The organism is Marinobacter sp. NFXS11 (assembly GCF_040148675.1).
Lineage (GTDB): Bacteria > Pseudomonadota > Gammaproteobacteria > Pseudomonadales > Oleiphilaceae > Marinobacter.
The window spans coordinates 50715-73782 of sequence record NZ_JAGDDV010000001.1 but is presented as its reverse complement, the minus strand read 5'-3'; the positions used below and the strand labels follow the sequence as shown (position 1 = coordinate 73782).

Here is a 23068-nt window from a genome sequence, read left to right as displayed (position 1 = left end):
GCCTCTCTGCCCCCGCCCCCCGGGGGCTTTTTTGGCTTAAAATCGTGGTTTTTATCACTAACCGGAGGGCGCAATGGCCAAGTGGCTAGTTAAATCAGAACCTGAGGAATGCGGCATCGAGGACTTTGCCAGAGCCCCGAACGGTGTGATCCCGTGGGACGGCGTGCGCAACTACCAGGCCCGGAATTTTCTGGCGCGCATGGCAGAGGGTGACGAGGTCTTTCTTTACCACTCCAGCTGCAAACACATCGGGATAGCCGGTATCGTAAAGGTCGTTCGCAGCGCCTATCCAGATCCAACCCAGTTTGATCCTGAATCACCCTATTTTGATGCCAAGAGCACCGCTGAGAAGCCTCGCTGGCAAGCCGTGGACATGAAGTACGTTCGCACGCTGCCGAAACTGATCCCGCTTGATGAGCTGAAATCCATGGCCGGGCTCGAAGACCTGCCTCTGATCCGGAAGGGTAACCGGCTCTCGGTGATACCCGTGAGCGAGGAGGAATGGCAGATCATCCTGGGCGAGGCTGGCTGACACCAGGGATCTGCCATCAGCTCGTCACTCGTCGTGGGGAATCGGGTCCGGGCTCCGGTCCCAGCCCACAAGAGCCAGGGTTGCCACCACGCCGATCAACAGCCCCATCCATGGCTCAAAGAACGCCAGAGCAGCGCCGATCAGAACCACCGTGCCCCTTGAGGCATTGTCCCTCGGAATCGACATGGCAATGTAAGCACAGGCAAAACCGGTCAGCACGAGAGTCAGCGACAGCGCAACACCTAGCAGCGGTTTGAGCCCGGTCAGCAGCGGCAACAGGAAGAAGATGAACGGCAGGCCCATCAGGTAGTAGGAGGCCAGGCCACTGTGCAAACTGTTCATCGCCTTCGGCCCCTGCTTCCAGCGCTGCACCACAATTACATGTACGCCGGTCCACACCGCTCCCTGGGTCGGGAAGAAGGGCGCCACAATACCCATGATGGCGTTACGGATCGACAGGGAGAAATGGGTGCGGTTCAGGTTGATATCCACGTGCTCGTCCTTGCGCACCTTCAAGCCATCCCGCAGCACTTCATTCCCGGTGACCAGATCGCCAAACAAAATGATGTAGGCAATCAGTGCCAGCGGAATACTCTGGAGAATCATCTCCTGGGACGGCCAGCCGATGGCCAGTGGAGAAACCTTCGCCAATGCCTCGCCCAGTGGTGGCACCAGGATTCCCCATTGAATATCGAAATCCACCTCGCCAACCAAGGGCCCGACGATGGCCGCGGCCAGAAAGCCCGGCAGCAGGCCCAGGGCTCCCAGCATAAAGAAGAATCGGCTGCGCTCCTTGAGCTTCTGCATTGGAATGGAGAACGTGAATATCAAACAGATGGCACAGGCAAGACCCGTGGCGATGGGCTGTTCAAGCAGAAAGCGCTCGGCATCGTCCACGAACACCCGCTTGAGCGCAGCTATCGACGCCCCGAGAATGATGCCGGCCTTGAGCGTATCGGGTAGCCATATCACAAAGCGACGACCCAGGCCGGTTATCCCGAGAAAAAGGACAAGCGAGGCAAACACCAGGCTCAGCGCGGTCATCGCCTGGAACCGGCTCACCGGGTCCTCGTAGCCCCCTATTACAAACGCCAGAATCAGGGGCAACGCGGGGGTAATCCAGCCGCCAGCGTAGGGCTCGCCGAAAACAATCACCGCCGAGGCAATCAGGGAGGCATGGATCATCGACAATGCGACGGCTTCTTCAAAACTGAGGCCGAAGAAGGCGGTCATTACGGGAATCAATGCCAGGCCTGTAGCGGCTGAAACAAACAGCCCTTGCAGGAACTCGGACCAACACAGGCGCGTGTGGTAAAAGGGCACGCGGAACGTGAACGGCCCCCAGCGCCAGCCGGCTAACTCCGGTCTATCTTCCATGGATTGTCACTCGCTTTTTGGTTTTATTGTTTGCGACTTGATTATGGGAAGGGTTTGCGGATCGCACGAATGAATATTTCTGATCAGGCTGAATAAATCCTGCTAATTACACCCAGCGGGACACCTTGCACAACGAACGACCCTTGTTGAGGCTATCCAATTCTGTCCCGGCCCTTTAGAATTCGGCCTTCCCCGAATCTTCTGGAGCCGTCGCCTGCCATGCCGTCCCAACTGAACCCCGCCTCCGGTTTCGAGAAACTCCGCCGCATTGAGTCCAGCAAGGTTTTCCAGGGCGCAGTCATCACCATCATCATCCTGTCGGCACTGACCATCGGCGCCAAAACCTATGATCTGCCTCCCCTGGTGGAGAAGTCGCTCATCGTGATGGACAACGCCATCACCCTGTTTTTCCTGCTGGAAATCCTGTTCCGATTTGGTGTGTGCGCTAACAAGAAACGTTTTCTGTTCGACGGATGGAACCTGTTCGATACCCTCGTGGTCATCGGCAGCCTGATTCCTCTGGATAACTCCGAAGCGGTTCTGCTGGGACGTCTGTTGCGGGTTTTCCGGGTGTTGCGCCTGGTGTCGGTGGTTCCGGAGCTCCGGTTCCTGATCAACTCGCTGCTAAAAGCGATTCCGCGCATGGGCTACATCGCCCTGCTGATGTTCATCATTTTCTACATTTACGCGGCCATGGGTTCGATGTTCTTCGCCAGCGTGGACGAGGAACTCTGGGGCGACGTGGCCATTGCCATGCTGACACTCTTCCGGGTGGCTACCTTCGAGGACTGGACGGATGTGATGTACGCCACCATGGAGCAGTATCCGCTGAGCTGGGTTTTCTACATCACCTTCATATTCCTGACGGCGTTTGTTTTCCTGAATATGATGATCGGGGCAATCCTGGAGGTCATGAGTGAGGAGCAGAACGCCAAGCAGGCCCAGAAGGCCCACGATGAGCGGGACGAAATTGCCCGCCAGCTCCAGGCCGTTCAGGTACAACTGGCGGAGCTGACGAAGCAGATCAGCGAAAAGCGCTGACTCAGAACGGCTTGGCCAGGGCCAGATGAAGAATGGCCGTAACCTGCACCAGGGCCAGTACCGCCGCGGAAATTCGAACGGGCTTTCCGAGGGTGGTTTTCAGGGCGAACACGCCAGCGATGATGTAGCCGACCAGTAAGACAATTTTGGCAATCAGCCAACCCGGCATGGCCGAAGCGTACCCGGCCACAAAAACCAGAGAGATCGCCGCCACCAGCAAAATGGTGTCGTTGATGTGGGGAATAAACCGCAGCGGTGTCTGTCGCCACCCAGGTCTTCCGACGGCATCCAGGAGCAGACGCAGGGCAAAGAGGGTGATGGTGAGGTACGCGGTGGTCACGTGCAGGTGTTTCAGAATCATGTACGCGGTCATGAAAGTTCCTTGGTTAACAGGCGTTTTGCCGCATTGTACGCAATCTACCTACAAGCAGGTATGGTTAACGCGGTTGTCAGGGTTTAACATATACACAGAATACATGTATATGGGAGACATCTATGCGGGCCATTTCTACTTCCCCTGAACGGGCGTCGGTCAGCGTCAGCCAATTATTTTCCTACCCCTTTCGGATTTTCTTTCTGTCCATGACCGTTCTGGCCCTTGCCGTCATTCCCCTCTGGGTGATGCAGGTCAATGGTGTTATCAGTCTTCCACTGGCCATGCCCGGGTTATTCTGGCACCAGCACGAGATGTTGTTTGGCTTTCTGTCGGCAGCGATCGCGGGGTTCCTGTTAACCGCAGTGTGCGTGTGGACCCAGACGGAACGAACCCATGGATTCAGATTGGTGCTGCTCTGGGGCGTCTGGCTGGCCGGCCGTGTACTGCTGGCAACCGGTGCTGACCTGCCCTTTTGGCTGGTTCAGGGAGTAAACCTGGCATTCCTGCCCCTGGTGATGGTGGATGCCGGCTGGCGTATCTGGCACGCCCGGCAAAAACGACAACTGATGATCATGGTGGTACTCGGCCTGCTTTGGCTGATGCAGATTGGCTTTGTCACCCGCCTCGACATGGCCTTCAGCTATGGTGCCCTGATCATGGCCATGGCACTGATCAGTATTGTCGGTGGCCGCATCACTCCGGCGTTTTCCACCGGCTGGTTGCGCCAGAGGGGACTCGACAGCAACGCTGTAAAGACCATTCCAGCGCTGGACATGGCAACTGTATTCAGCCTGATTCTGCTGATGGCATCCCTGGTGACTGGCTGGCAAACCGTTACTGGTTTGCTGGCGCTGCTGTCCGGTGGGCTTATGCTGGTGCGTCTGGCGGGATGGAAGGGCTGGCTCGTACGCCAGGAGCCCCTGCTCTGGATTCTGCACCTGTCCATCCTGTGGGTGCCGGTGGCCCTGTTCCTGCTGGCAGGCACACTGTTCGCGGGCTGGCCCTCCAACGCCTGGAGCCATGCAGCCGGCACCGGGGCGGTGGCGTGCCTGATTCTGGGGGTTATTTCCCGGGTCGCCCTCGGCCACAGCGGCAGACCGCTGGTGTTGCCGAAGGGAATGGTGTTTGCCTTCGTTGCAATTCATCTGGCCGCGCTGGTACGAGTACTCACAGCCTTCGAGATCATCCCATGGCACCCGGGCATTGGTGGCAGCGCACTGCTCTGGCTGGTCGCCTTTGGTATATTCCTGTACCGCTACACCGCCATCCTGGCCAGCCCCAGACCGGATGGCCGAGAAGGCTGACCCCGGCCGGCCGGTCAGGCAGCCAACTCCTGCCTGACCAGCAACTCGAACCTTGTCCTTGCCTGGCGGAACCGGCTGGCAGGGAAGTGAATACTGATTCCTTCCAATGCCGCCAGAAGCATCTCAAGATGAGCATCCCAGCCCGCACAGGCAATCGGCACCACCTCATCATCAGGCAGTAATAATGTCAGCGACAGGCGGGTTCCCTCGTCGATGGGATCAAGGTCCCATATCAACGGACGCTCAGGGGAATCACCCGAACTCCAGGAATAGGCCAAGCGACGATTCGGCTGGCAATCCGTGACCCGACAATCGATCGGCATACCACTGTTACCGAAATCCAGCTGAACCCGACCGCCGAGCCTGGCATCCAGCTTTCCAGGCGCCAGCCACTCCGCCAGACACACCGAGTCTGTCAGCATTTTCCAGACTCGTTCAGGCAAGTGCCCGGTTTCTCTTTCAAGACGTACCAAAACCCGGTCACCCTCGCGCCGAACCTTGCCTGCGATAATTTCCTCATTCCCGGACATACGCCCTCCTTGCCAGTCTCGAATCTCCGGATGTCACAGAACGGACTTCTGATAGATGATTGTATTCGCGGGGTCGCACAAGCACCTTGATGACCATCAAACGGGATTAACAGACGAGTTCGGGGAACTTCAAACCGGCAATCATCCACTAAAGGTCAATAGCAGCTCCCGAAATTCGAGCTAAAGTATGAGGAAATCATTTTGTAACAGAGACACTGGCACTATGAACCCGGATCATTTTGATAAAGAAGACCTGATCAAATGCGGCCATGGCGAGCTCTTCCCCGGCTCCATGCGCCTGCCCATCAACGAGATGCTGATGTTTGACCGCGTCACGCACATTGCGGACGACGACGGCCTCTACGGCAAGGGCAGCCTGGTAGCGGAGCTCGACATCAATCCGGACCTGTGGTTCTTCAAGGTGCACTTCGTTGATGATCCCGTGATGCCGGGCTGCCTCGGCCTCGATGCCATGTGGCAGCTGGTAGGCTTCTTCCTCGCCTGGGGTGGCGGTGAAGGGAAAGGCCGCGCATTGGGCGCCGGTGAAGTGAAGTTCACTGGCCAGGTCTTGCCGACGGCCAAGAAAGTCACCTACCGTCTGGATCTCAAACGCGTGATCAGGCGCAAACTGACCATGGCAATTGCCGATGGCCGGATGGAAGTAGATGGCCGGGAAATCTACACAGCCAAAGACCTGCGGGTCGGCATGTTCACCTCGACCGATGATTTTTAGGAGTTAACAGGATGCGTCGTGTTGTAATCACCGGTATGGGCATTGTTTCCAGCCTTGGTACCAACCAGAAGGAAGTCGCACAGTCACTCAGGGAATCCCGTTCTGGCATCGGCTTTAGCGAAGAAGCCCGGGACAATGGTCTGCGCAGCCACATCTGCGGCCAGATCAACCTGAACCTGCCCGAATTGATTGACCGGAAACTGTGGCGTTTCATGTGCCCCGCTTCCGGTTACACCTATCTGGCGATGCTTGAGGCTATCGAGCAGGCCGGGCTGACCGATGAGCACATCAAGGCCGACACCACTGGTATCATCTTTGGCCAGGGCGGCGCCTCGACGGTTGAGCTGCTGGATTCCATCGATACCCATCGCGACCGCGGTATCCGCCGTGTCGGGCCCTATCGCGTGCCGCGCACCATGGGCAGTGCGATCAATGCGTCACTGGCAACCGGATTTGGCATTCGCGGCATCAACTACGGCATCACCTCTGCCTGCGCTACCAGCGCGCATTCGATCGGCCATGCCGCCGATCTGATCGCTCTCGGGCGCCAGGATGTCATGTTTGCCGGCGGTGGCGAAGATATCCACTGGACCCTGAGCCTGCTGTTCGATGCCATGGGCGCCCTGTCGACGAAATACAACGACACGCCTGAACTGGCGTCACGCACCTATGACGCGAACCGGGACGGCTTCGTGATTTCTGGTGGTGGCGGTGTGTTGGCCCTTGAAGCGCTGGAGCACGCGGAAGCGCGGGGCGCAAACATCCTGGCAGAGCTCGTCGGCTTCGGTGCAACTTCCGATGGCGCCGACATGGTTGCCCCGAGTGGCGAGGGCGCAGTGCGCTGCATGAAGCAGGCAATGAAGAACCTGGATGGCGAAATCAGCTACGTGAACACTCACGGCACCAGCACCCCGGCCGGAGACATCACCGAGCTGAAAGCATTGAAAGAGACGTTTGGCGACAAGATCCCGCCGCTGAGCTCCACCAAACCCCTTTGCGGCCACGCTCTTGGCGCGGCGGGCGTACACGAGGCTATTTACAGCCTGATCATGCTGCGTGAAGGCTTTATTGCTCCATCGGCAAATATCCAGGACCTTGATGAAGGGGCCGAAGGCTACCCGATCGTTCGGGAACGCATGGATAACCAGAAACTGGACCTTGTGATGAGCAACAGCTTTGGCTTTGGCGGCACAAATGCCTCACTGGTGTTCAAAAAGGTCTGATCCGGATCAGGAAAGCCTGACAGAGCGGTATTCAGCCGGGGATGTTCCCATCCAGCGCTTGAAAGCCCGGCTGAATGCGCTCAACTCCGAAAAACCGAGCTGCTCGGCAATCTCCACCAGCGGTTTGGTCCTGTCCTGCATGTAGGTCAGCGCCTGCCTGCGGCGAACATCCTCCAGCAAACGGGCGAATGTCAGCCCTTCACGCTTCAGTTTCTTGTGCAACGTGTAGCGGCTCATATGCAGCTGCGACGCCACGACTTCCACACCAACTTTGCCACGAGCAAGCTGAACACTGATCAGGGAACTGACCCTGACACTCAGCGAAGCCCGTGCCACCTCTGGCGTCAGAGGCTTTGATCCCATCCTGAATTCCTCCTTTGCAACGCTTCGGCCCGAAAAGCCCGAACCGTGAGCGTACACATGTTAGCCGAAAACAATCAATAAGACCTTTGAGCAGGATCAAGGGAATGCCCATCGGTTTACGGCAAAATGCCCCGCTTTCAGAATCCCCCGGAGCCACAATGAATACCCCGGAACTGCTAGCCCCCGCGGGCACCCCCGAACACCTTGAAACCGCCTTTGCCTATGGCGCCGATGCGGTCTACGCCGGCCAGCCGCGCTATTCGCTGAGAGTAAGAAACAACAGTTTCAAAGACGTTGCAGCGCTTGGCGCGGGCATTGAACGGGCCCACGAACTGGGCAAACAGTTCTACCTTGTCTCCAACATAGCACCTCACAACGACAAGGTGCGGTCCTATCTGAGGGATCTGGCGCCAGTACTGGAACAAAAACCCGACGCGCTGATCATGTCAGATCCCGGCCTGATCATGCTGGTGCGGGAAAAATGGCCAGACCAACCCATCCATCTTTCAGTACAGGCCAACGCGGTGAACTGGGCCACGGTGGAGTTCTGGCGGCGCCAGGGAATCAGCCGGGTCATCCTGTCCCGGGAACTCGACCTGAATGAAATTCGCGAGATCCGCGAACGGGTCCCGGAAATGGAGCTCGAAGTCTTCGTTCACGGCGCCCTGTGCATGGCTTATTCTGGCCGCTGCCTGCTCTCGGGTTACATGAACCATCGGGACGCCAACCAGGGCGCCTGCACCAACGCCTGCCGCTGGAGCTACAAGCAGGTCCAGCACGGCCACGACCAGACCGGCGACCTGATCGCCGCCTGCGGAAGCGGCGAAGCGCAGGAAGTGGCGCCCAAAGAAATCCTGCTGGAAGAGCCCAACCGCCCCGGCGGTTTCATCCCCGCCTACGAAGACGAGCACGGCACCTACATCATGAACTCAAAGGACCTGCGGGCCGTTCAACACGTCGCTGAACTGGCAAAGATGGGCGTTCACTCCCTGAAAATTGAGGGCCGAACCAAAAGTACCTACTACGTGGCCCGCACCACCCAGGTCTACCGCCGCGCCATCGACGAGGCAATGCAGGGCAAGCCCTTCGACATGGGCATGATGGACGAACTGGAAGCCCTCTCCAACCGGGGCTACACCGAAGGCTTCCTCCGCCGCCATATGCCCCGGGAATACCAGACCTACGAACAGGGCTCCTCCTTCCTCGGCTCCCAGCAGGTGGTCGGCACCATCAGGGATGCGGATGATCGATGGCTGACCATCGAGGTGAAAAACAAATTCGCGCCCGGCGATCAACTGGAACTGATCAGCCCGGCCGGCAACATCCGGTTCTCGGCTAATGTCATGGAAAACCGAAACGGCCAGGCCATGGACTATGCACCTGGCAGCGGGCATATCGTGCGGATTCCGAAGCCAGAGCGCTTGCCAGAATCTCTGGATTTCAGCTATCTGACGAGAATCCTCTCCAACCAGTCTTAAAGCCGGACTTAGACCTTGGTCGCGAATGGCAAAAGGTAGGGCGTGCAGGGCGGGGATCTTCTCCCAAAACCCTGTCTTGCCAAGGATGGCAAGACGGAGCCCCCACGGATGGGTTCACGGCGTGTTTTGGGAGAAGATCGCCGTCCTGCATGCTTCACCCAAGCCAGAAGTCTCCTAGGTAAAAGCTATCAGCCCGATCACCCTCCCCTTAGTGCCCCAAAGGCCGATTAAGGTATAATCACCCCACGTTCAAATTAATACCTGACTATTTTACTCTGGTATTGTATAATCGCTGCCCAGAAGCGATGGATTCAAGCTGCTTTTCTGCTTATTTATCAGCATCAGCTTTGGAAATCCGTCATCCAAAAAGCGATTGCAGGGCGTACTCACAGGATGAGCGACCACTGCGACACCCAAACTGATGACATCCGATCGACAGCCCATTCATGAGGCTGCCGGCGACACTAAGGGCGCAAGCCCGCGATGAGAGAATACGGAGCGACGATCATGGCGACCACCGACACCGAGGTGAACGAGCTGATCAAACGGGAATACGAATACGGATTTGTAACAGACATCGAATCCGACACGTTCGAACCCGGCCTTAATGAAGACGTTATCGCCCGCCTTTCCGGCCTCAAGAAAGAACCGGAATGGATGCTGGAGTGGCGGCTGAAAGCCTACCGTCGCTGGCTCGAGATGGACGAGCCGGATTGGGCCCATGTGGGCTACCCGAAAATCGACTATAACTCGATTTCCTACTACTCCGCGCCCAAGCGTCCTGAAGATATGCCCCAGAGCCTGGACGAAGTGGATCCGGAACTGCTGAAAACCTACGAAAAGCTGGGCATCCCCCTGCACGAGCGTGAAAAGCTGGCGGGCGTGGCTGTTGATGCCGTATTCGATTCGGTTTCCGTAGCAACAACGTTCAAGGAGCCACTGGCCAAGGCCGGCGTGATCTTCTGCTCCATCTCCGAAGCGATCCAGGATTACCCGGAGCTGGTCAAAAAATACCTGGGCTCGGTAGTGCCGGCCGGTGACAACTTTTTCGCCGGGCTGAACTCCGCGGTCTTCTCCGATGGCACCTTTGTTTACGTACCCAAGGGCGTTCGCTGCCCCATGGAACTGTCCACCTACTTCCGCATCAACGCGGCCAACACCGGCCAGTTTGAGCGCACCCTCATTATCGCCGAAGACAGCAGCTACGTGAGCTATCTTGAGGGTTGCACCGCGCCCATGCGGGACGAGAACCAGCTGCACGCTGCGGTCGTTGAACTGGTGGCTCTGGACGACGCCCAGATCAAATATTCCACGGTGCAGAACTGGTACCCGGGTGATGAAGAAGGTAAAGGCGGCATCTTCAACTTCGTTACCAAGCGTGGCGCCGCCATCGGCAAGAATTCCAAGATTTCCTGGACCCAGGTGGAAACCGGCTCCGCGGTCACCTGGAAGTATCCGAGCTGCGTCCTTCGTGGCGAAAACAGCGTTGGTGAGTTCTATTCTGTAGCACTGACCAACAATTACCAGCAGGCAGACACTGGCACCAAGATGATCCACCTGGGCAAGAACACCTCCAGCACGATCATCTCCAAGGGTATTTCCGCCGGTAAGAGCTCCAACGCATACCGCGGCCTGGTGAAATTTGGCCCCGGGGCGGAAGGTGCACGTAACTTTACCCAGTGCGATTCGCTCCTGATCGGCGACCGCTGCGGCGCCCACACTTTCCCTTACATCGAGAGCAAGAACAAGTCGGCCATCGTTGAGCACGAGGCAACCACCTCGAAGGTCAGCGACGAGCAGATGTTCCTTTGCCGCCAGCGCGGTATCGACCCGGAACAGGCGGTCTCCATGATCGTGAACGGCTTCTGTAAGGAAGTGTTCAAGGAGCTGCCGATGGAGTTCGCTGTCGAGGCCGGCAAGCTACTTGAAGTTAGCCTCGAAGGGTCCGTTGGTTAACAGGACGGCAAGCAACAAAGTATCGCAGAAGCCGTCGGGCAGGCCCTTCCGGGATCGTCGAAATCAGGGATGATTTCGTCGAGCGTACAAGGATGTATTTACAGCGTATCCCGGAAGGGCCTGCCCGATGGCTGACTCCGCCCAGTTAGGGGCAGGCAACAGAATTCAGACGGTTAAATGAGAGAGACGCTACAAATGCTGAGCATCAAGAACCTGCACGCATCCGTTGAGGGCAAAGAAATCCTCAAGGGCATCAACCTGGAAATCAAGGCCGGGGAAGTTCACGCCATCATGGGCCCCAACGGCTCTGGTAAGAGCACCCTGTCGCAGGTGCTGGCAGGCAACGAAGCATTTGAAGTTACCGAGGGTGAAATCACCCTGAACGGCGACAACCTGCTGGAACTTGAAACCGAAGAGCGCGCCCGCGAAGGCATCTTCCTGGCATTCCAGTACCCGGTGGAGATCCCCGGGGTGAGCAACCTGCAGTTCCTGCGCACTGCCGTGAACGCCATGCGCCAGCACAAAGGCCAGGACGAGATGAACGCGGCCGAGTTCATGAAACTCGCCAAAGAAATTTCCAAGCAGGTGGATCTGGATCCGGCGTTCCTGAAGCGGGGCGTCAACGAAGGCTTCTCCGGTGGTGAGAAGAAGCGTAATGAGATCATGCAGGCACTGCTGCTGCAGCCGAAGCTGGCGATTCTCGACGAGACCGATTCCGGGCTCGATATCGACGCCCTGAAGGTTGTTTCTGACGGCGTGAATGCTCTGCGCGCGGAAGACCGCGCCATCCTGATGGTGACCCACTACCAGCGTCTGCTGAACCACATTGTGCCGGACTACGTGCACGTTCTGGCGGGCGGCAAGATCATCAAATCCGGTGGCCGCGAGCTGGCGCTGGAGCTGGAAGAACGCGGCTACGGCTGGCTGGGCATCAAGGATGAAGAAACTGCCGACAGTTCAGCCAACTAAGGAGGTCGCGGAATGAAACCAGCACCCACTCTTTCCACCGCGTTCCTGCACCCGGCCGGGCAGTCCCTGCCGGAGCCCCTGCTCGCCCTGCGCAAGCAGCGTGGAACCGCTCTGGTCGACATGCCGTTGCCGACCCGGAAAACCGAAAACTGGAAATACTCCAGCAAGTACCTGAAGCTGACCGACGACATGGCCATCTCCCTGCCGGCGGATGGCAAGACCGGCAGCGGCCTGGCAGTTCCCGGCTACAAGGTTGCGTTCCTTAACGGTGTAATGATGCCAGAGGCCTGCGAATATCCGGATCTGGACGGCATCAGCATTAAGAGTTTCGGCGATCTGAGCGATGAAGAAGCCAGCGATCTGGCGGATCGCCTGGACAGCACCCTGGACAACAAGGCGGTTCAGATGGCCCGGCTGAATTCCGCCCGGTTTGAAGATGGCCTGCTGATTCGCCTGAAGCCAGACGCAGTGCTCGACCAGCCGCTGTTCATTGTTCATGAGGTAACGGCCGAGGCCAGCGGTTCGGCTTTCCCGCGCATTTTCGTGGATGCCGGCCGTCATAGCCAGATTACGCTCGTGGAGGAGTACATCTCCAGCGGCTCGGCCCAGGTCATGGTCAATACCGTCACTGAATTCAATGTGGCCGACGGCGCCAACATCACCAGCATTCGCCTGAACATGGAAGGTGAGAACGTCCAGCACATTGGCTCAACCGGCGTCCTGCAACAGCGCAGCTCCCGTTTTGAAAGCCATACCGTTGGGTTTGGTGGTCCCCTGCGCCGGCATGATCTGCAGGTACGGCTTGAAGGTGAAGGCGCTGAGTGCAAGCTCAACGGGGTAGTTGTTACCCAGGGCAAACAGCACTACGACAACCACACCACCATCGAGCACGTGGCTGCCCACTGCAACAGCGAAGAAACCTATCGCAATATCGCAGCGGACCAGTCCCACGCCGTGTTCAATGGCCGGATTCATATCCATCAGGACGCCCAGAAGTCCAATGCGGATATGAACAACAAGAACCTGCTGCTATCCAACGGGGCAGAGATTGACACCAAGCCGGAACTGGAAATCTATGCCGATGACGTGAAATGTGCCCATGGCGCGACCATCGGCCAGCTTGACGAAATCTCGCTGTTTTACCTGGTTTCACGGGGAATCGGCCGGCGTCAGGCGAACGTTCTGCTCACCATGGCCTTTATCAACGAGCTGGTCGAGCAGATTCCGGTTGAAGCAGTGCGGGAGACGGTCCAAAGCCGTCTGAACCACTTCTTCGAACAGACATTTCAGGAGGCGTAACCGGTTATGACCGATCTGTCCGTGGCAAGCACCGCCAAGCGCACCACCTTCGACGTGGACGCGATTCGCCGGGATTTCCCGATCCTGTCCCAGCAGGTGAACGGAAAGCCCCTGGTGTATCTGGACAACGGTGCGTCGGCCCAGAAGCCGGAGGCTGTGCTGGATGCCATGGATCGGTATTACCGTGAGATGCACTCCAACGTCCATCGGGGCGCCCATACGCTGGGAGACCGTGCGACCTCCGCCTTCGAGGGTGCCCGCGAGACGGTTCGAACCTTCCTGAACGCCGAAAGCACCCGGGAAATTATCTGGACCCGCGGCACGACCGAGGCCATCAACCTGGTTGCCAACGGCCTCGCCCCGCGCCTGAAGGCTGGCGACGAGATCCTGGTGAGCCACATGGAACACCACGCCAACATCGTGCCCTGGCAGATGATTGCCGAGCGCACGGGTGCGAAAGTGGTGCCTGTTCAGGTGACACCGGAAGGCGAGCTGGACCTTGAGTCCTTCACCAGCCTGCTCAATGAGAAGACCCGGGTGCTGGCAATCACTCACGTCTCTAACGTGCTTGGCACCGTAAATCCGGTGGCGGCCCTGATTGAACAGGCCAAGGCCCACGGCATCATCACCCTGGTGGACGGGGCCCAGGCGGTACCTCATTACCAGCCGGACGTTCAGGCACTCGGCTGCGACTTTTACGTGTTTTCCTCTCACAAGCTGTTTGGCCCCACAGGTATTGGTGTGCTTTACGGCAAGGCCCAGTTGCTGGAGGAAATGCCTCCCTACCAGGGCGGCGGAGAGATGATCGAACGAGTGTCCTTTGAGCGGACCACGTGGAATACCCTGCCGTACAAATTCGAGGCAGGCACCCCGGCCATTGCCGAGGCAGTCGGACTGGGAGCCGCCATCGACTACCTGAATGGCCTGGATCGTTCCGCCATGGAGGCGGCAGAGACCGCCCTGCTTGAGCGAGCCAACCAGTTGGTGGAAACCGTACCCGGCATGGAGATTATCGGTACGGCAAAACACAAAGTGCCGGTTATGTCCTTTAAAATTGCCGGCCTGCACCCCAGTGATATAGGCACGCTGCTGGATCAGCAGGGTATTGCGATCCGCACCGGCCACCATTGCGCCATGCCGCTGATGGATTTCTATGGAGTTCCCGGTACAGCCCGGGCGTCATTCGCGTTCTACAATACACTGGATGAGGTGGATACATTGTTTACCGCCCTGCAGAAAGTCCAGCGTCTGTTTGCCTGATGGAGGTGGAATTATGACAGCCGAAGTCTTCACCCCGACCGTCGCCGTCACCATGACGCCCAGCGCGGTCAAGCACGTGCGCAAACAGCTGGAGAAAAAGCCGGACGCCAAGGGCATCCGGCTGGCCATCAAGAAAAGTGGCTGCTCCGGCTTCAAATACGAAACCCAATGGGTGGAAGACACCGCCGACGACGACAAGGTGTTTCACATTGATGGCGTTGATGTTTTCGTGAAAGAAGAGCATCTGCCACTGGTGAACGGCATCGAGATCGATTTTGTGACGGAGGGCGTGAACTCCATGTTCCAGTTCCGCAACCCGAACGCCACCGCGGAATGCGGCTGCGGCGAGAGTTTCACGGTAGCCTAATCCCCTTAAAATGTAGGTCGGATTAGCGCAGCGTAATCCGACACCAAAGATTGAAAAAGCGAGGCCCGAACAGGCATGCAAGAACGGGAAGTGGTCCTGACCAAACGCGAGGTGGAAGCCCGCCTTGTTCCTTCCGGAACCGAAATCATGATTCCGTCGGACACCTTTGTGACCATCACACAGTCACTGGGTGGCACTTTTACGGTCGCCGTTAACGGTAACCTTGCCCGGATTGAAGGCCACAATGCCGACGCGCTCGGCAAGAAACCCCTGGAAAGCAGCTTCGAAACCCCGGAAGACGGCACCGTCAACGAAAACCAGGTCTGGGAAGCCATGCAGAACTGCTACGATCCGGAAATTCCGGTGAACGTGGTGGATCTGGGCCTGATTTACGAGTGCAGGATTGAAAATGGCACCGAAGACGGCAACCATGTGTACGTGCTGATGACCCTGACTGCCGCCGGCTGCGGCATGGGCCCGGTGATTACCGAAGATGTGAAAACCAAGCTCGAGCATGTGCCCAATGTGGACAAGGTGACCGTTGAACTGACCTTCGATCCGCCCTGGAGCAACGAAATGCTCACCGACGAAGCCAAACTCGAACTGGGAATGCTGTAAATGACTGCCAGTGAACAGACCTTTCTGAACAACCCCCTGGGTAAAGACACCACCCTGGATGACGTTCTCGATGGCTTCGAGCTACTGGACGACTGGGAAGAGCGCTACGCTTTTATCATTGATCTGGGCAAGCAGCTTCCTGCCTTCCCGGAAGAATCTCGGGTTGAAGAGAACTATGTTCACGGCTGCCAGAGCCAGGTCTGGCTGATTCACCACTACGATGAAGACAGTGGCCGGCTCTACCTGTTGATTGACTCGGACGCCATGATTGTTCGGGGACTCGCCGCTATCATTCTGGTTGCCCTGAACGGCAAAACTCCGAGGGACCTGCTGGCCACAGACATCGATGAGCTTTTTGAACAGCTGGACCTGTTCCGCCACATTTCCCCGACCCGCGGCAACGGGCTCAGGGCAATGGTTGGCAAGATCCGCGACATTGCGGCCGCCGAGGTGGCCAGCGCCAGCAACTGATGCCCGCCAGCCCTACCAGATAATCGCTATATCATCTCTCTGGATATTCACGATTCCGCCCAGTTGAGGCATTGTGCCCCAGCTGAAGTGCGGCTGAACTTTTTCGAGCGTCACTGACAAGTCGCTGTCTTGCAACTCTGGTGAGTCATCTGGTGATTCCAGGTAGCGCTTGCTGCGATAGATCTTTAACTCATCACCCGGTCTAAGGCCTGCTGTAGCCCCGGATTCCAGCGTTACAGAAAAGTCGTCTACCCGCGCAATCCTGGTCATGAAGGGCTGACACGCCAGTGCCTCCGTTACTGCCATCGCCATGTCTGTGATAACGTCCTCCACGGCCTGACCGTAGGCGGTTGTCTGGAAGCCGGCGGAGCCGAACCCTGCTGAACTGCCCGGCCCGGCATCCCAATCGGCTGCCGCTTCAAATCTCTGCCGGTATACCGGCGCGCCGCTGAAACCATCAAAAATAACGAGGTCAGCCGCAAACCGGCGCCGCTGATCCACCACTCCGATACCCCTCTGCATTCTATCCAGTACGGAGGTTCCCCAGGCCGACGGATCAGCAACGCCAAGATCCCGAATCACACCCGTCACAACGAACTGAACGCCCATTTCACGGGCCAGTTCCAGCACGTTGGTCAATCGATTGTCGCCCTGTTGTACCGTAGGCGCGTTCAGCAGATCCGTGAACATCCGTGAGGTTGTCGCACCGAAAACCTGCAATCCGCCCTGGGCAACCAAACGCTGCTGAAGTTGTTGCGGCAAGATTTCGCCGGCGTCATCAATCCGCCCCACCCTGGCCTGGTCCGGGTACAGCATAGGAAATCCGGTCACTGCAACACGCTTTTTCAGGCGCCCGGAATCTCCCGATCCGCATTGGCTGCGACTCTCGCTGATATCTCCCCGAACAATCACCCGCAACAGATTGCCGCTCTGGTACTCATCGACTATTCGCACATTCCGGGCTCGAGCGCTCGAGGCGAGATCCATTCTGGATTCGGTGATAACGCCGTTTTCCATGGTGTCATGCGTGCTTACCCTGGCTTCATACTGCAGGGAAAGGTCCCGGATCGCAGACTTGCGGGCTTCCGCCCGGGCGGCATCCAGATTCCCATTGTGGATATTGGCATGGCCCACGCCTTCCAGAACAACCGCATGGGCGCCAGAAACCACCAAAAGGGCCAGGGCCCCGAGCACGAACAGTGACAGCAAGCGTTTCATAACTCTCGATACTCCCTACACTCTCTATACTCTCGATCAATCAAGGTAATACAGGGAATCCACGCCTTTGCTCTGCACATCGCCCACACTGTCATTTTCCTGCGGCATGGGGATCGGGCAGAGATCCTGCACCTGATCATCAGCAACCTTGGCCACACAGGCCCGGAAACGTGGTTCAAGCTTCAATTCCATCACGGTTTCGAAGACACCGTCGCTGTGCTCGTTAACCGCGACAAGCTTGGCGCCGCGAATATAGCTGTCGACGTAGGTTCTGAACGTGTCATTGCGCAGCACAAAATCATTAACGGTGGAACTGCCGTACACGACGGTACCGTAGACCCGTTCAACGAGATTCCGGTAGGCGTCCAGCTGGGAGGCCCGGCGGGCCATCAGACGTTTGCGGGTATTTGAACGGTCAGCCGCAACATCCTCATAGGTACCCAGACCGCTCACCCGCACAGTGATTGGCTCCAGCATCGTATCCTGACGGGACTGGTTGCCGTTATCCCCCTGATAACTGCCAACCGGCGCACAAGCAGCCACCGTTGTTGCCAGCAGAGGCATAAGTATCCAGCGAAGGTTCATTGCGTGTCTCCAGAAAACGTCATTTCCGGTTTCCCATGAAAAAACTACGCCAGTTTTTCTAACTGCCTGATATTCCGATCAACAACCCCCAACCGTATTGTTTTGCAATCCCTATGCGGCAAAAAACTGCCTCTGTTTACACATCAAAAACAAACCGTTACCCCATGCGTCATGAGCTGGATAAGGTTCTGCCTTACCCTTTCAGGTACGTAACATCTATTTTGCCTTTTTACCTGACAGGATTCTTCATGACCGGATACCGCCTGACCAAACTTTCTTTGGCTATTGGTCTTTCCATTGCCACCAGTTCTGCAATGGCCAGCCCGCAGTCGTTTATGTCTGCGCGCTCTTTTGCCATGGGTGGCACTGGGGTGGCTGTAGCAACACCATCATCAGCGCCGATGGATAACCCGGCGATGATGGCCTCCGATCACCACAGCTGGAACGATGATTTTGGGTTGATGCTGCCCTCGGTGAATGCTCGCGCAGCGGATGAGGAAGAAACAGTTGACCAGGTGGATGATATCCAGGATGTAATCACTGATCTTGAATCGCTGGTTTCCGGTTTTGATCCCAATACCGACGACCCACAAAGTATTCAGGACGGCGCCGCCGATCTCAGCGACCGTTTGACCGAATTCGACAGGGACACCATGCGAGTGAACGCCGGTCTGGGGCTGGGCCTGGCTGTGCCGGGACAATCTCTGGCTGTCGGCGTGTTCACCAATGCAAACCTGACAGCAACCGTTCGTGGTGACGTGTCCGATCAGGATATTACCGCTCTGAATGCGATTACCACTGCAGCAACGGCCCAGGACGTTCAGAATGCCGTCGACCAGATCAGTACGAATGGCACCCTGAACCTGACATCACAAGGAAAAATACTGGCATCCGCCGTCGGGGAAGTGGGCATCAGCTTCGCACGGGCTTTTGAGCTACAGGATGGCAACAGCTTCCAGCTTGGCCTGTCGCCGAAATACGTGGAGCTGCGCACCTTCCAGTACACGGAAGCGGTTTCCGGTTTCGAAGATGACGAATTCGACGATGACCAGTATCAGACTGAAAAGAGCGGCTTCAACCTCGACGTGGGCGCAGCCTACAGCTTTGGTGATTCCAACCAGTGGAACACCGGAATTGTCGTTAAAAACCTGATCCCCATGGAGCTCGACTCCGCTGCGAGCCGGCCTTTGCTCGGAGAGGAAGTTCGCACTCTAAAGCTGGACCCGATGGTTACAGCTGGCATTGCCCACAAGAGCGAATACCACGTTATCACCGCGGAAGTGGACCTGACCAAAAAGGAAGCCTTTGGCTTTGAGGATGACACCCAGTGGGCAGCTCTTGGCGCCGAATTCGACGCCTTCCGTTACGCCCAGCTGCGGGTGGGTGTTCGCCACAACCTGGCCAGCAACGATGACAACGACGGCATTGAAGAGAAAACCCAGTTCACTGCAGGTCTCGGACTGAACATTGTCGGCGTCCGCCTCGATATCGGTGCCCTGTACAGCGATGCCGATGTAGGCGCGGCTCTGGAGCTTGGCACCGCGTTCTGAAGCAAACCTCTGTCAAAGCCCGCCCGGGCAATCCCGGGCGGGCTTTTTTTATGGCAAGCGGCGTCAGAGGTTTGCCTGCCCTGCCCGGGAACCGGATAATCCACCGACACACTCCCGAAAGGAATCAGAGATTTCATGCAAGCCTATCTGGTTGGCGGTGCCGTTCGTGACGAATTACTCGGCCTTGAGGTCAAGGACCGGGATTGGGTGGTGGTCGGCGCAACTCCAAAGGAAATGCTAGCCAACGGCTTCAAGCAGGTGGGCGCGGACTTCCCGGTATTTCTGCATCCCCGAACCCGGGAAGAATATGCCCTGGCTCGCACCGAGCGGAAGCAGGGACGCGGCTACCACGGCTTCACTGTTTACAGCGCGCCCGACGTCACCCTTGAGCAGGATTTGAAGCGCCGGGACCTGACCATCAATGCGATGGCAAAAGCTGAAAACGGCGATCTGGTCGACCCCTTTGAAGGCCGCAGAGATATTGAAGATCGCAAGCTTCGGCATGTCTCGGAGGCCTTCGCCGAGGACCCCCTGAGAATTCTGCGCACCGCCCGGTTCGCAGCCCGCTTTCACCCGCTGGGATTTTCCGTGTGCGACCAGACCATGGCCCTGATGAGGCGCATGGTGGATAGCGGAGAAGTGGACCACCTGGTGCCCGAACGGGTCTGGCAGGAATTCCAGCGGGCGCTGCATGAACAGGCGCCCGAGGCCTTTTTTGAAGTTCTTCGTGACTGCCGCGCCCTTGAGGTTCTTATTCCGGAATTAGCTTCGGAAAACGTTTTTCAACTCGCGATGGCGGCACTTTGCTGCGTCCACGACCAGCCCCAAGCCGAGACGGAGGAGCGTTTTGCGGCCCTGCTCTCCCCCCTGGATGCCCCTGTCGCAAAGGACAGGGCCAAAGCCCTGAAGGCACCCAATGACTGTCAGAATCTGGCGCGACTGGTTACTGCCTTCACACCCCAGATCCGGGACATTGATGCGCAACGCCCGGAAGCCGAAACGCTTCTGGACCTGCTCGACCAGGCGGACTTCTGGCGCCGCCCCGAACGCTTTTCGCAACTTCTGAACGTGCTCGAGTGCGCCCTGCCGAGCGATTCCCGCACATTGAACCTGCTGCGAACCGCCTCGGAAGCCGCTACCGGCGTTGAGCCCAGAACCCTCCTGGCGCAAGGCTATAAAGGTAAGGAACTGGGCAGCGCAATCCGGACTGAACGCCTGAAACGCATCGGCGACGCCGTCGCCCCGACCAACCACTGAGGAGGCACCATGCCGTCCACAACGCCTGTTGCCCTGATCACCGGCGCAGCCCACCGTCTTGGCGCACAGACTGCCCGTACACTTCACGAAAGAGGGTGGAACCTGGTGATTCACTACCGAAGCCGGGAAGAGCAGGCGAACTCACTGATTGCGCAGATGAACCGCCAACGGCCCGCCTCCGCCTGCGCCCTCCAGGCGGACTTGAGCCAGTTAGCTGGAGTGGACCGGTTGACCAGTGACGCCGTCGCACAGTGGGGCCGACTGGACGCACTGGTGAACAATGCATCGGTCTTCTACCCCACCCCGACCGCAGACGCCACCGAATACGACTGGGACACAATCCTGAACACCAACCTACGGGCCCCATTTTTCCTGCTTCAGGGATGCCTGGCCGAACTTCGGCGAAACCGCGGCAGCGTCGTAAATCTGATCGATATTTACAGTGAAAGGCCCATCGATGATCACCCGCTGTACTGCGCCACCAAGGCCGGCCTGGCTGCCCTGACGCGCTCGTGGGCAAAAGACCTGGCGCCGGACGTGCGCGTGAACGGCGTATCGCCAGGCGCAATCCTCTGGCCAGAGGGCGAAGCCGAGATGGACCAATCCGCCCAGCAGGCAATTCTCCAGAAGACGCCGCTGGCCCGCACCGGCAACCCCGACGATATTTCCGAAACCATCGCGTTCCTGATCTGCGATGCGCCTTTTATCACCGGGCAGATCGTCTCTGTTGATGGCGGCCGAAGCCTGAACATGTAGCACAACCCGCCCATGACGGACCTGTTCTTTGGCCGGTGACCGGTTTCCGGATACAATGCCAGCAGTTTTCAATCCTGCTCGCGCCGGCCCCAGTCCCGCGCGCGCCACTGATCCGGAGAATTCCCATGCGTGATGTCGTTATTGTTGCCGCCCGCCGTACAGCTATTGGAACCTTTGGCGGAGGTCTCTCCAGCCTGAGCGCAGACCAGTTGGGAACCGCCGTCATCAAGGCACTACTGGAAGAAACCGGCGTTGCCGGTGACCAGATCAACGAGGTGGTGCTGGGTCAGGTTCTCACCGCGGGTGTTGGCCAGAACCCCGCTCGCCAGTCTGCCATCAACGCCGGCATTCCTGCCTCGGTGCCCGCCATGACCATCAACAAGGTCTGCGGCTCCGGTCTGAAAGCGGTTCACATGGCGGTGCAGGCCATCCGGTGTGGCGACGCCGAGATGATGATCGCGGGCGGTCAGGAAAGCATGAGTCAGGCGCCCCATGTACTGCCCAACAGCCGGAATGGCCAGCGGATGGGCAACTGGTCCATGGTGGACACCATGATCAAGGACGGCCTGTGGGACGCCTTCAACGATTACCACATGGGCATTACCGCCGAGAACATCGTCGAGAAATACGGCATCAGCCGTGACGAGCAGGACGAATTTGCAGCGGCGTCCCAGCAGAAGGCCGCCGCCGCTCGCGAAGCCGGCTATTTCGATGGCCAGATTGTTCCGGTCTCCATTCCCCAGCGTAAGGGCGACCCGATTGTCGTTGACCGCGACGAAGGCCCCCGCGACGGCGTCACTGCCGAGGGGCTTGGCAAACTCCGTGCAGCCTTCAAGAAGGACGGCACCGTTACCGCCGGCAACGCCTCATCCCTGAACGATGGCGCCGCCGCCGTGATGGTCTGCAGTGCCGAGAAAGCGAAAGAACTGGGGCTGACTCCGATCGCCACCATCAAGGCCTACGCTAACGCGGGCGTGGACCCGACGATTATGGGCACCGGCCCGATCCCGGCCAGCCAGCGGTGTCTGAAGCTTGCCGGCTGGAGCACGGATGATCTGGACCTGGTGGAAGCCAACGAAGCCTTCGCAGCCCAGGCCATTTCTGTAAATCGCGACATGGGCTGGGACACCGGCAAGGTTAACGTGAACGGCGGTGCCATTGCCCTGGGGCACCCCATCGGCGCATCCGGTTGCCGCATTCTGGTCTCCCTGCTGCATGAAATGGTTCGCCGCGATGTTCACAAGGGCCTGGCCACACTGTGCATCGGTGGCGGCATGGGCGTTGCCCTGGCCGTCGAGCGCTAAGCTTCGTGCTCCACGTTGTTCTGTACGAGCCGGAGATACCGCCGAACACCGGCAACATCATCCGGCTGTGCGCCAACACCGGTTGCCAGCTGCATCTCATTGAACCACTGGGCTTTAACCTGGAAGACAAACAGATGCGGCGGGCCGGGCTGGATTACAGCGAGTACGCGACGGTCAAGATCCACAAGAGTTACCAGGACTTCCTGGCCAGTGAGCAGCCCGGGCGCCTGTTCGGGTTCACCACCAAAGGCAGTGCCCATTACCACGAAGTGAGCTATCAGGATGGCGACTACCTGATGTTCGGCCCGGAAACCCGCGGCCTTCCCGCTGATGTCCGCGAGGGGTTGCTGCCTGAGCATCGCCTGCGGGTTCCCATGCAACCGCATAGCCGCAGCCTGAATCTCTCCAACACCGCGGCGCTGGTGGTTTACGAGGCCTGGCGGCAACTGGGGTTTAACGGAGCGACATAAAAAAACCGGCCTGAGCCGGTTTTTTTATGTC

24 protein-coding genes are annotated in these 23068 nt (G+C 58.1%); 18 read left to right on the top strand and 6 right to left on the bottom strand.

From position 1 onward, the window contains the following. Positions 1–73 precede the first annotated feature (73 nt). Complete coding sequence (locus tag J3362_RS00360) at positions 74–532, top strand: EVE domain-containing protein (RefSeq protein ID WP_349517589.1); 459 nt, start codon at positions 74–76, stop codon at positions 530–532. 24 nt (positions 533–556) lie between these two features. Here the strand turns inward: J3362_RS00360 and J3362_RS00355 are convergent, their stop codons facing one another. Beyond that, on the bottom strand, positions 557–1909 hold the full coding sequence (locus tag J3362_RS00355; protein WP_092032095.1) for a hypothetical protein: 1353 nt from the start codon (positions 1907–1909) through the stop codon (positions 557–559). 219 nt (positions 1910–2128) lie between these two features. Here J3362_RS00355 and J3362_RS00350 point away from each other — a divergent pair, with 219 nt between their 5' ends. Beyond that, positions 2129–2950, top strand: a complete 822-nt coding sequence (locus J3362_RS00350) for an ion transporter (RefSeq protein WP_014578224.1) — start codon at positions 2129–2131, stop codon at positions 2948–2950. Position 2951: 1 nt separating this feature from the next. On the opposite strand, the gene J3362_RS00345 is transcribed toward J3362_RS00350, so the two are convergent. Beyond that, entirely contained in the window at positions 2952–3323 is a 372-nt protein-coding gene (locus J3362_RS00345) for a SirB2 family protein (protein ID WP_041645567.1), read from the bottom strand. A 122-nt stretch (positions 3324–3445) separates the two neighbouring features. On the opposite strand from J3362_RS00345, the gene J3362_RS00340 reads away from it, so the two are divergent. After that, positions 3446–4630, top strand: coding sequence for an NnrS family protein (locus J3362_RS00340; RefSeq protein ID WP_062781102.1), 1185 nt, complete (start codon positions 3446–3448; stop codon positions 4628–4630). 14 nt (positions 4631–4644) lie between these two features. Here the strand turns inward: J3362_RS00340 and J3362_RS00335 are convergent, their stop codons facing one another. After that, complete coding sequence (locus J3362_RS00335) at positions 4645–5160, bottom strand: SRPBCC family protein (RefSeq protein ID WP_349517588.1); 516 nt, start codon at positions 5158–5160, stop codon at positions 4645–4647. Between the two features lie 223 nt (positions 5161–5383). Here J3362_RS00335 and fabA point away from each other — a divergent pair, with 223 nt between their 5' ends. Continuing rightward, a complete protein-coding gene (gene fabA / locus J3362_RS00330) occupies positions 5384–5893 on the top strand; it encodes a bifunctional 3-hydroxydecanoyl-ACP dehydratase/trans-2-decenoyl-ACP isomerase (RefSeq protein ID WP_008169354.1) in 510 nt (169 codons plus the stop codon). A gap of 11 nt (positions 5894–5904) precedes the next feature. Next, positions 5905–7116 carry a beta-ketoacyl-ACP synthase I gene (gene fabB / locus J3362_RS00325; RefSeq protein WP_008169352.1) on the top strand — a complete coding sequence of 404 codons (1212 nt, stop codon included), beginning with the start codon at positions 5905–5907 and terminating at the stop codon, positions 7114–7116. A 6-nt stretch (positions 7117–7122) separates the two neighbouring features. Here fabB and J3362_RS00320 read toward each other — a convergent pair whose 3' ends face one another. Beyond that, complete coding sequence (locus J3362_RS00320; RefSeq protein ID WP_349517587.1) at positions 7123–7479, bottom strand: helix-turn-helix transcriptional regulator; 357 nt, start codon at positions 7477–7479, stop codon at positions 7123–7125. Between the two features lie 158 nt (positions 7480–7637). On the opposite strand from J3362_RS00320, the gene trhP reads away from it, so the two are divergent. The 8 genes from trhP to J3362_RS00280 all read left to right on the top strand — a co-directional run bounded on the left by trhP (position 7638) and on the right by J3362_RS00280 (position 15897). Beyond that, positions 7638–8957, top strand: coding sequence for a prephenate-dependent tRNA uridine(34) hydroxylase TrhP (gene trhP, locus J3362_RS00315; protein WP_349517586.1), 1320 nt, complete (start codon positions 7638–7640; stop codon positions 8955–8957). Between the two features lie 507 nt (positions 8958–9464). Beyond that, a complete protein-coding gene (gene sufB, locus J3362_RS00310) occupies positions 9465–10913 on the top strand; it encodes a Fe-S cluster assembly protein SufB (protein WP_008169346.1) in 1449 nt (482 codons plus the stop codon). 195 nt (positions 10914–11108) lie between these two features. Further along, on the top strand, positions 11109–11882 hold the full coding sequence (gene sufC / locus J3362_RS00305; protein ID WP_008169344.1) for a Fe-S cluster assembly ATPase SufC: 774 nt from the start codon (positions 11109–11111) through the stop codon (positions 11880–11882). A 12-nt stretch (positions 11883–11894) separates the two neighbouring features. After that, the gene (sufD, locus tag J3362_RS00300; protein ID WP_349517585.1) at positions 11895–13181 is read left to right on the top strand and encodes a Fe-S cluster assembly protein SufD; all 1287 of its coding nucleotides are present in this window, start codon (positions 11895–11897) and stop codon (positions 13179–13181) included. 6 nt (positions 13182–13187) lie between these two features. Then, positions 13188–14441, top strand: a complete 1254-nt coding sequence (locus tag J3362_RS00295) for an aminotransferase class V-fold PLP-dependent enzyme (protein ID WP_349517584.1) — start codon at positions 13188–13190, stop codon at positions 14439–14441. 13 nt (positions 14442–14454) lie between these two features. Then, entirely contained in the window at positions 14455–14808 is a 354-nt protein-coding gene (locus J3362_RS00290) for a HesB/IscA family protein (protein ID WP_349517583.1), read from the top strand. 75 nt (positions 14809–14883) lie between these two features. Beyond that, positions 14884–15426, top strand: a complete 543-nt coding sequence (gene sufT / locus J3362_RS00285) for a putative Fe-S cluster assembly protein SufT (protein WP_008169336.1) — start codon at positions 14884–14886, stop codon at positions 15424–15426. Further along, complete coding sequence (locus J3362_RS00280) at positions 15427–15897, top strand: SufE family protein (protein WP_349517582.1); 471 nt, start codon at positions 15427–15429, stop codon at positions 15895–15897. Positions 15898–15909: 12 nt separating this feature from the next. On the opposite strand, the gene J3362_RS00275 is transcribed toward J3362_RS00280, so the two are convergent. Then, the gene (locus J3362_RS00275; RefSeq protein ID WP_349517581.1) at positions 15910–17115 is read right to left on the bottom strand and encodes a flagellar assembly protein T N-terminal domain-containing protein; all 1206 of its coding nucleotides are present in this window, start codon (positions 17113–17115) and stop codon (positions 15910–15912) included. A gap of 36 nt (positions 17116–17151) precedes the next feature. After that, complete coding sequence (locus J3362_RS00270; RefSeq protein WP_062781091.1) at positions 17152–17700, bottom strand: LPP20 family lipoprotein; 549 nt, start codon at positions 17698–17700, stop codon at positions 17152–17154. 248 nt (positions 17701–17948) lie between these two features. On the opposite strand from J3362_RS00270, the gene traF reads away from it, so the two are divergent. The 5 genes from traF (at position 17949) to trmL (ending at position 23037) form a co-directional block, all read left to right on the top strand. Next, positions 17949–19250, top strand: a complete 1302-nt coding sequence (traF, locus tag J3362_RS00265) for a conjugal transfer protein TraF (RefSeq protein ID WP_349517580.1) — start codon at positions 17949–17951, stop codon at positions 19248–19250. Between the two features lie 135 nt (positions 19251–19385). After that, positions 19386–20507 carry a tRNA nucleotidyltransferase/poly(A) polymerase-related protein gene (locus J3362_RS00260; RefSeq protein ID WP_349517579.1) on the top strand — a complete coding sequence of 374 codons (1122 nt, stop codon included), beginning with the start codon at positions 19386–19388 and terminating at the stop codon, positions 20505–20507. A gap of 9 nt (positions 20508–20516) precedes the next feature. Next, on the top strand, positions 20517–21263 hold the full coding sequence (locus J3362_RS00255) for a pteridine reductase (protein WP_349517578.1): 747 nt from the start codon (positions 20517–20519) through the stop codon (positions 21261–21263). Between the two features lie 125 nt (positions 21264–21388). Next, on the top strand, positions 21389–22567 hold the full coding sequence (locus J3362_RS00250) for an acetyl-CoA C-acetyltransferase (RefSeq protein ID WP_349517577.1): 1179 nt from the start codon (positions 21389–21391) through the stop codon (positions 22565–22567). A gap of 5 nt (positions 22568–22572) precedes the next feature. After that, positions 22573–23037: a tRNA (uridine(34)/cytosine(34)/5-carboxymethylaminomethyluridine(34)-2'-O)-methyltransferase TrmL gene (gene trmL / locus J3362_RS00245; RefSeq protein ID WP_349517576.1), complete on the top strand. Its 465-nt coding sequence runs from the start codon at positions 22573–22575 to the stop codon at positions 23035–23037. The last annotated feature ends 31 nt before the right edge of the window (positions 23038–23068 follow it).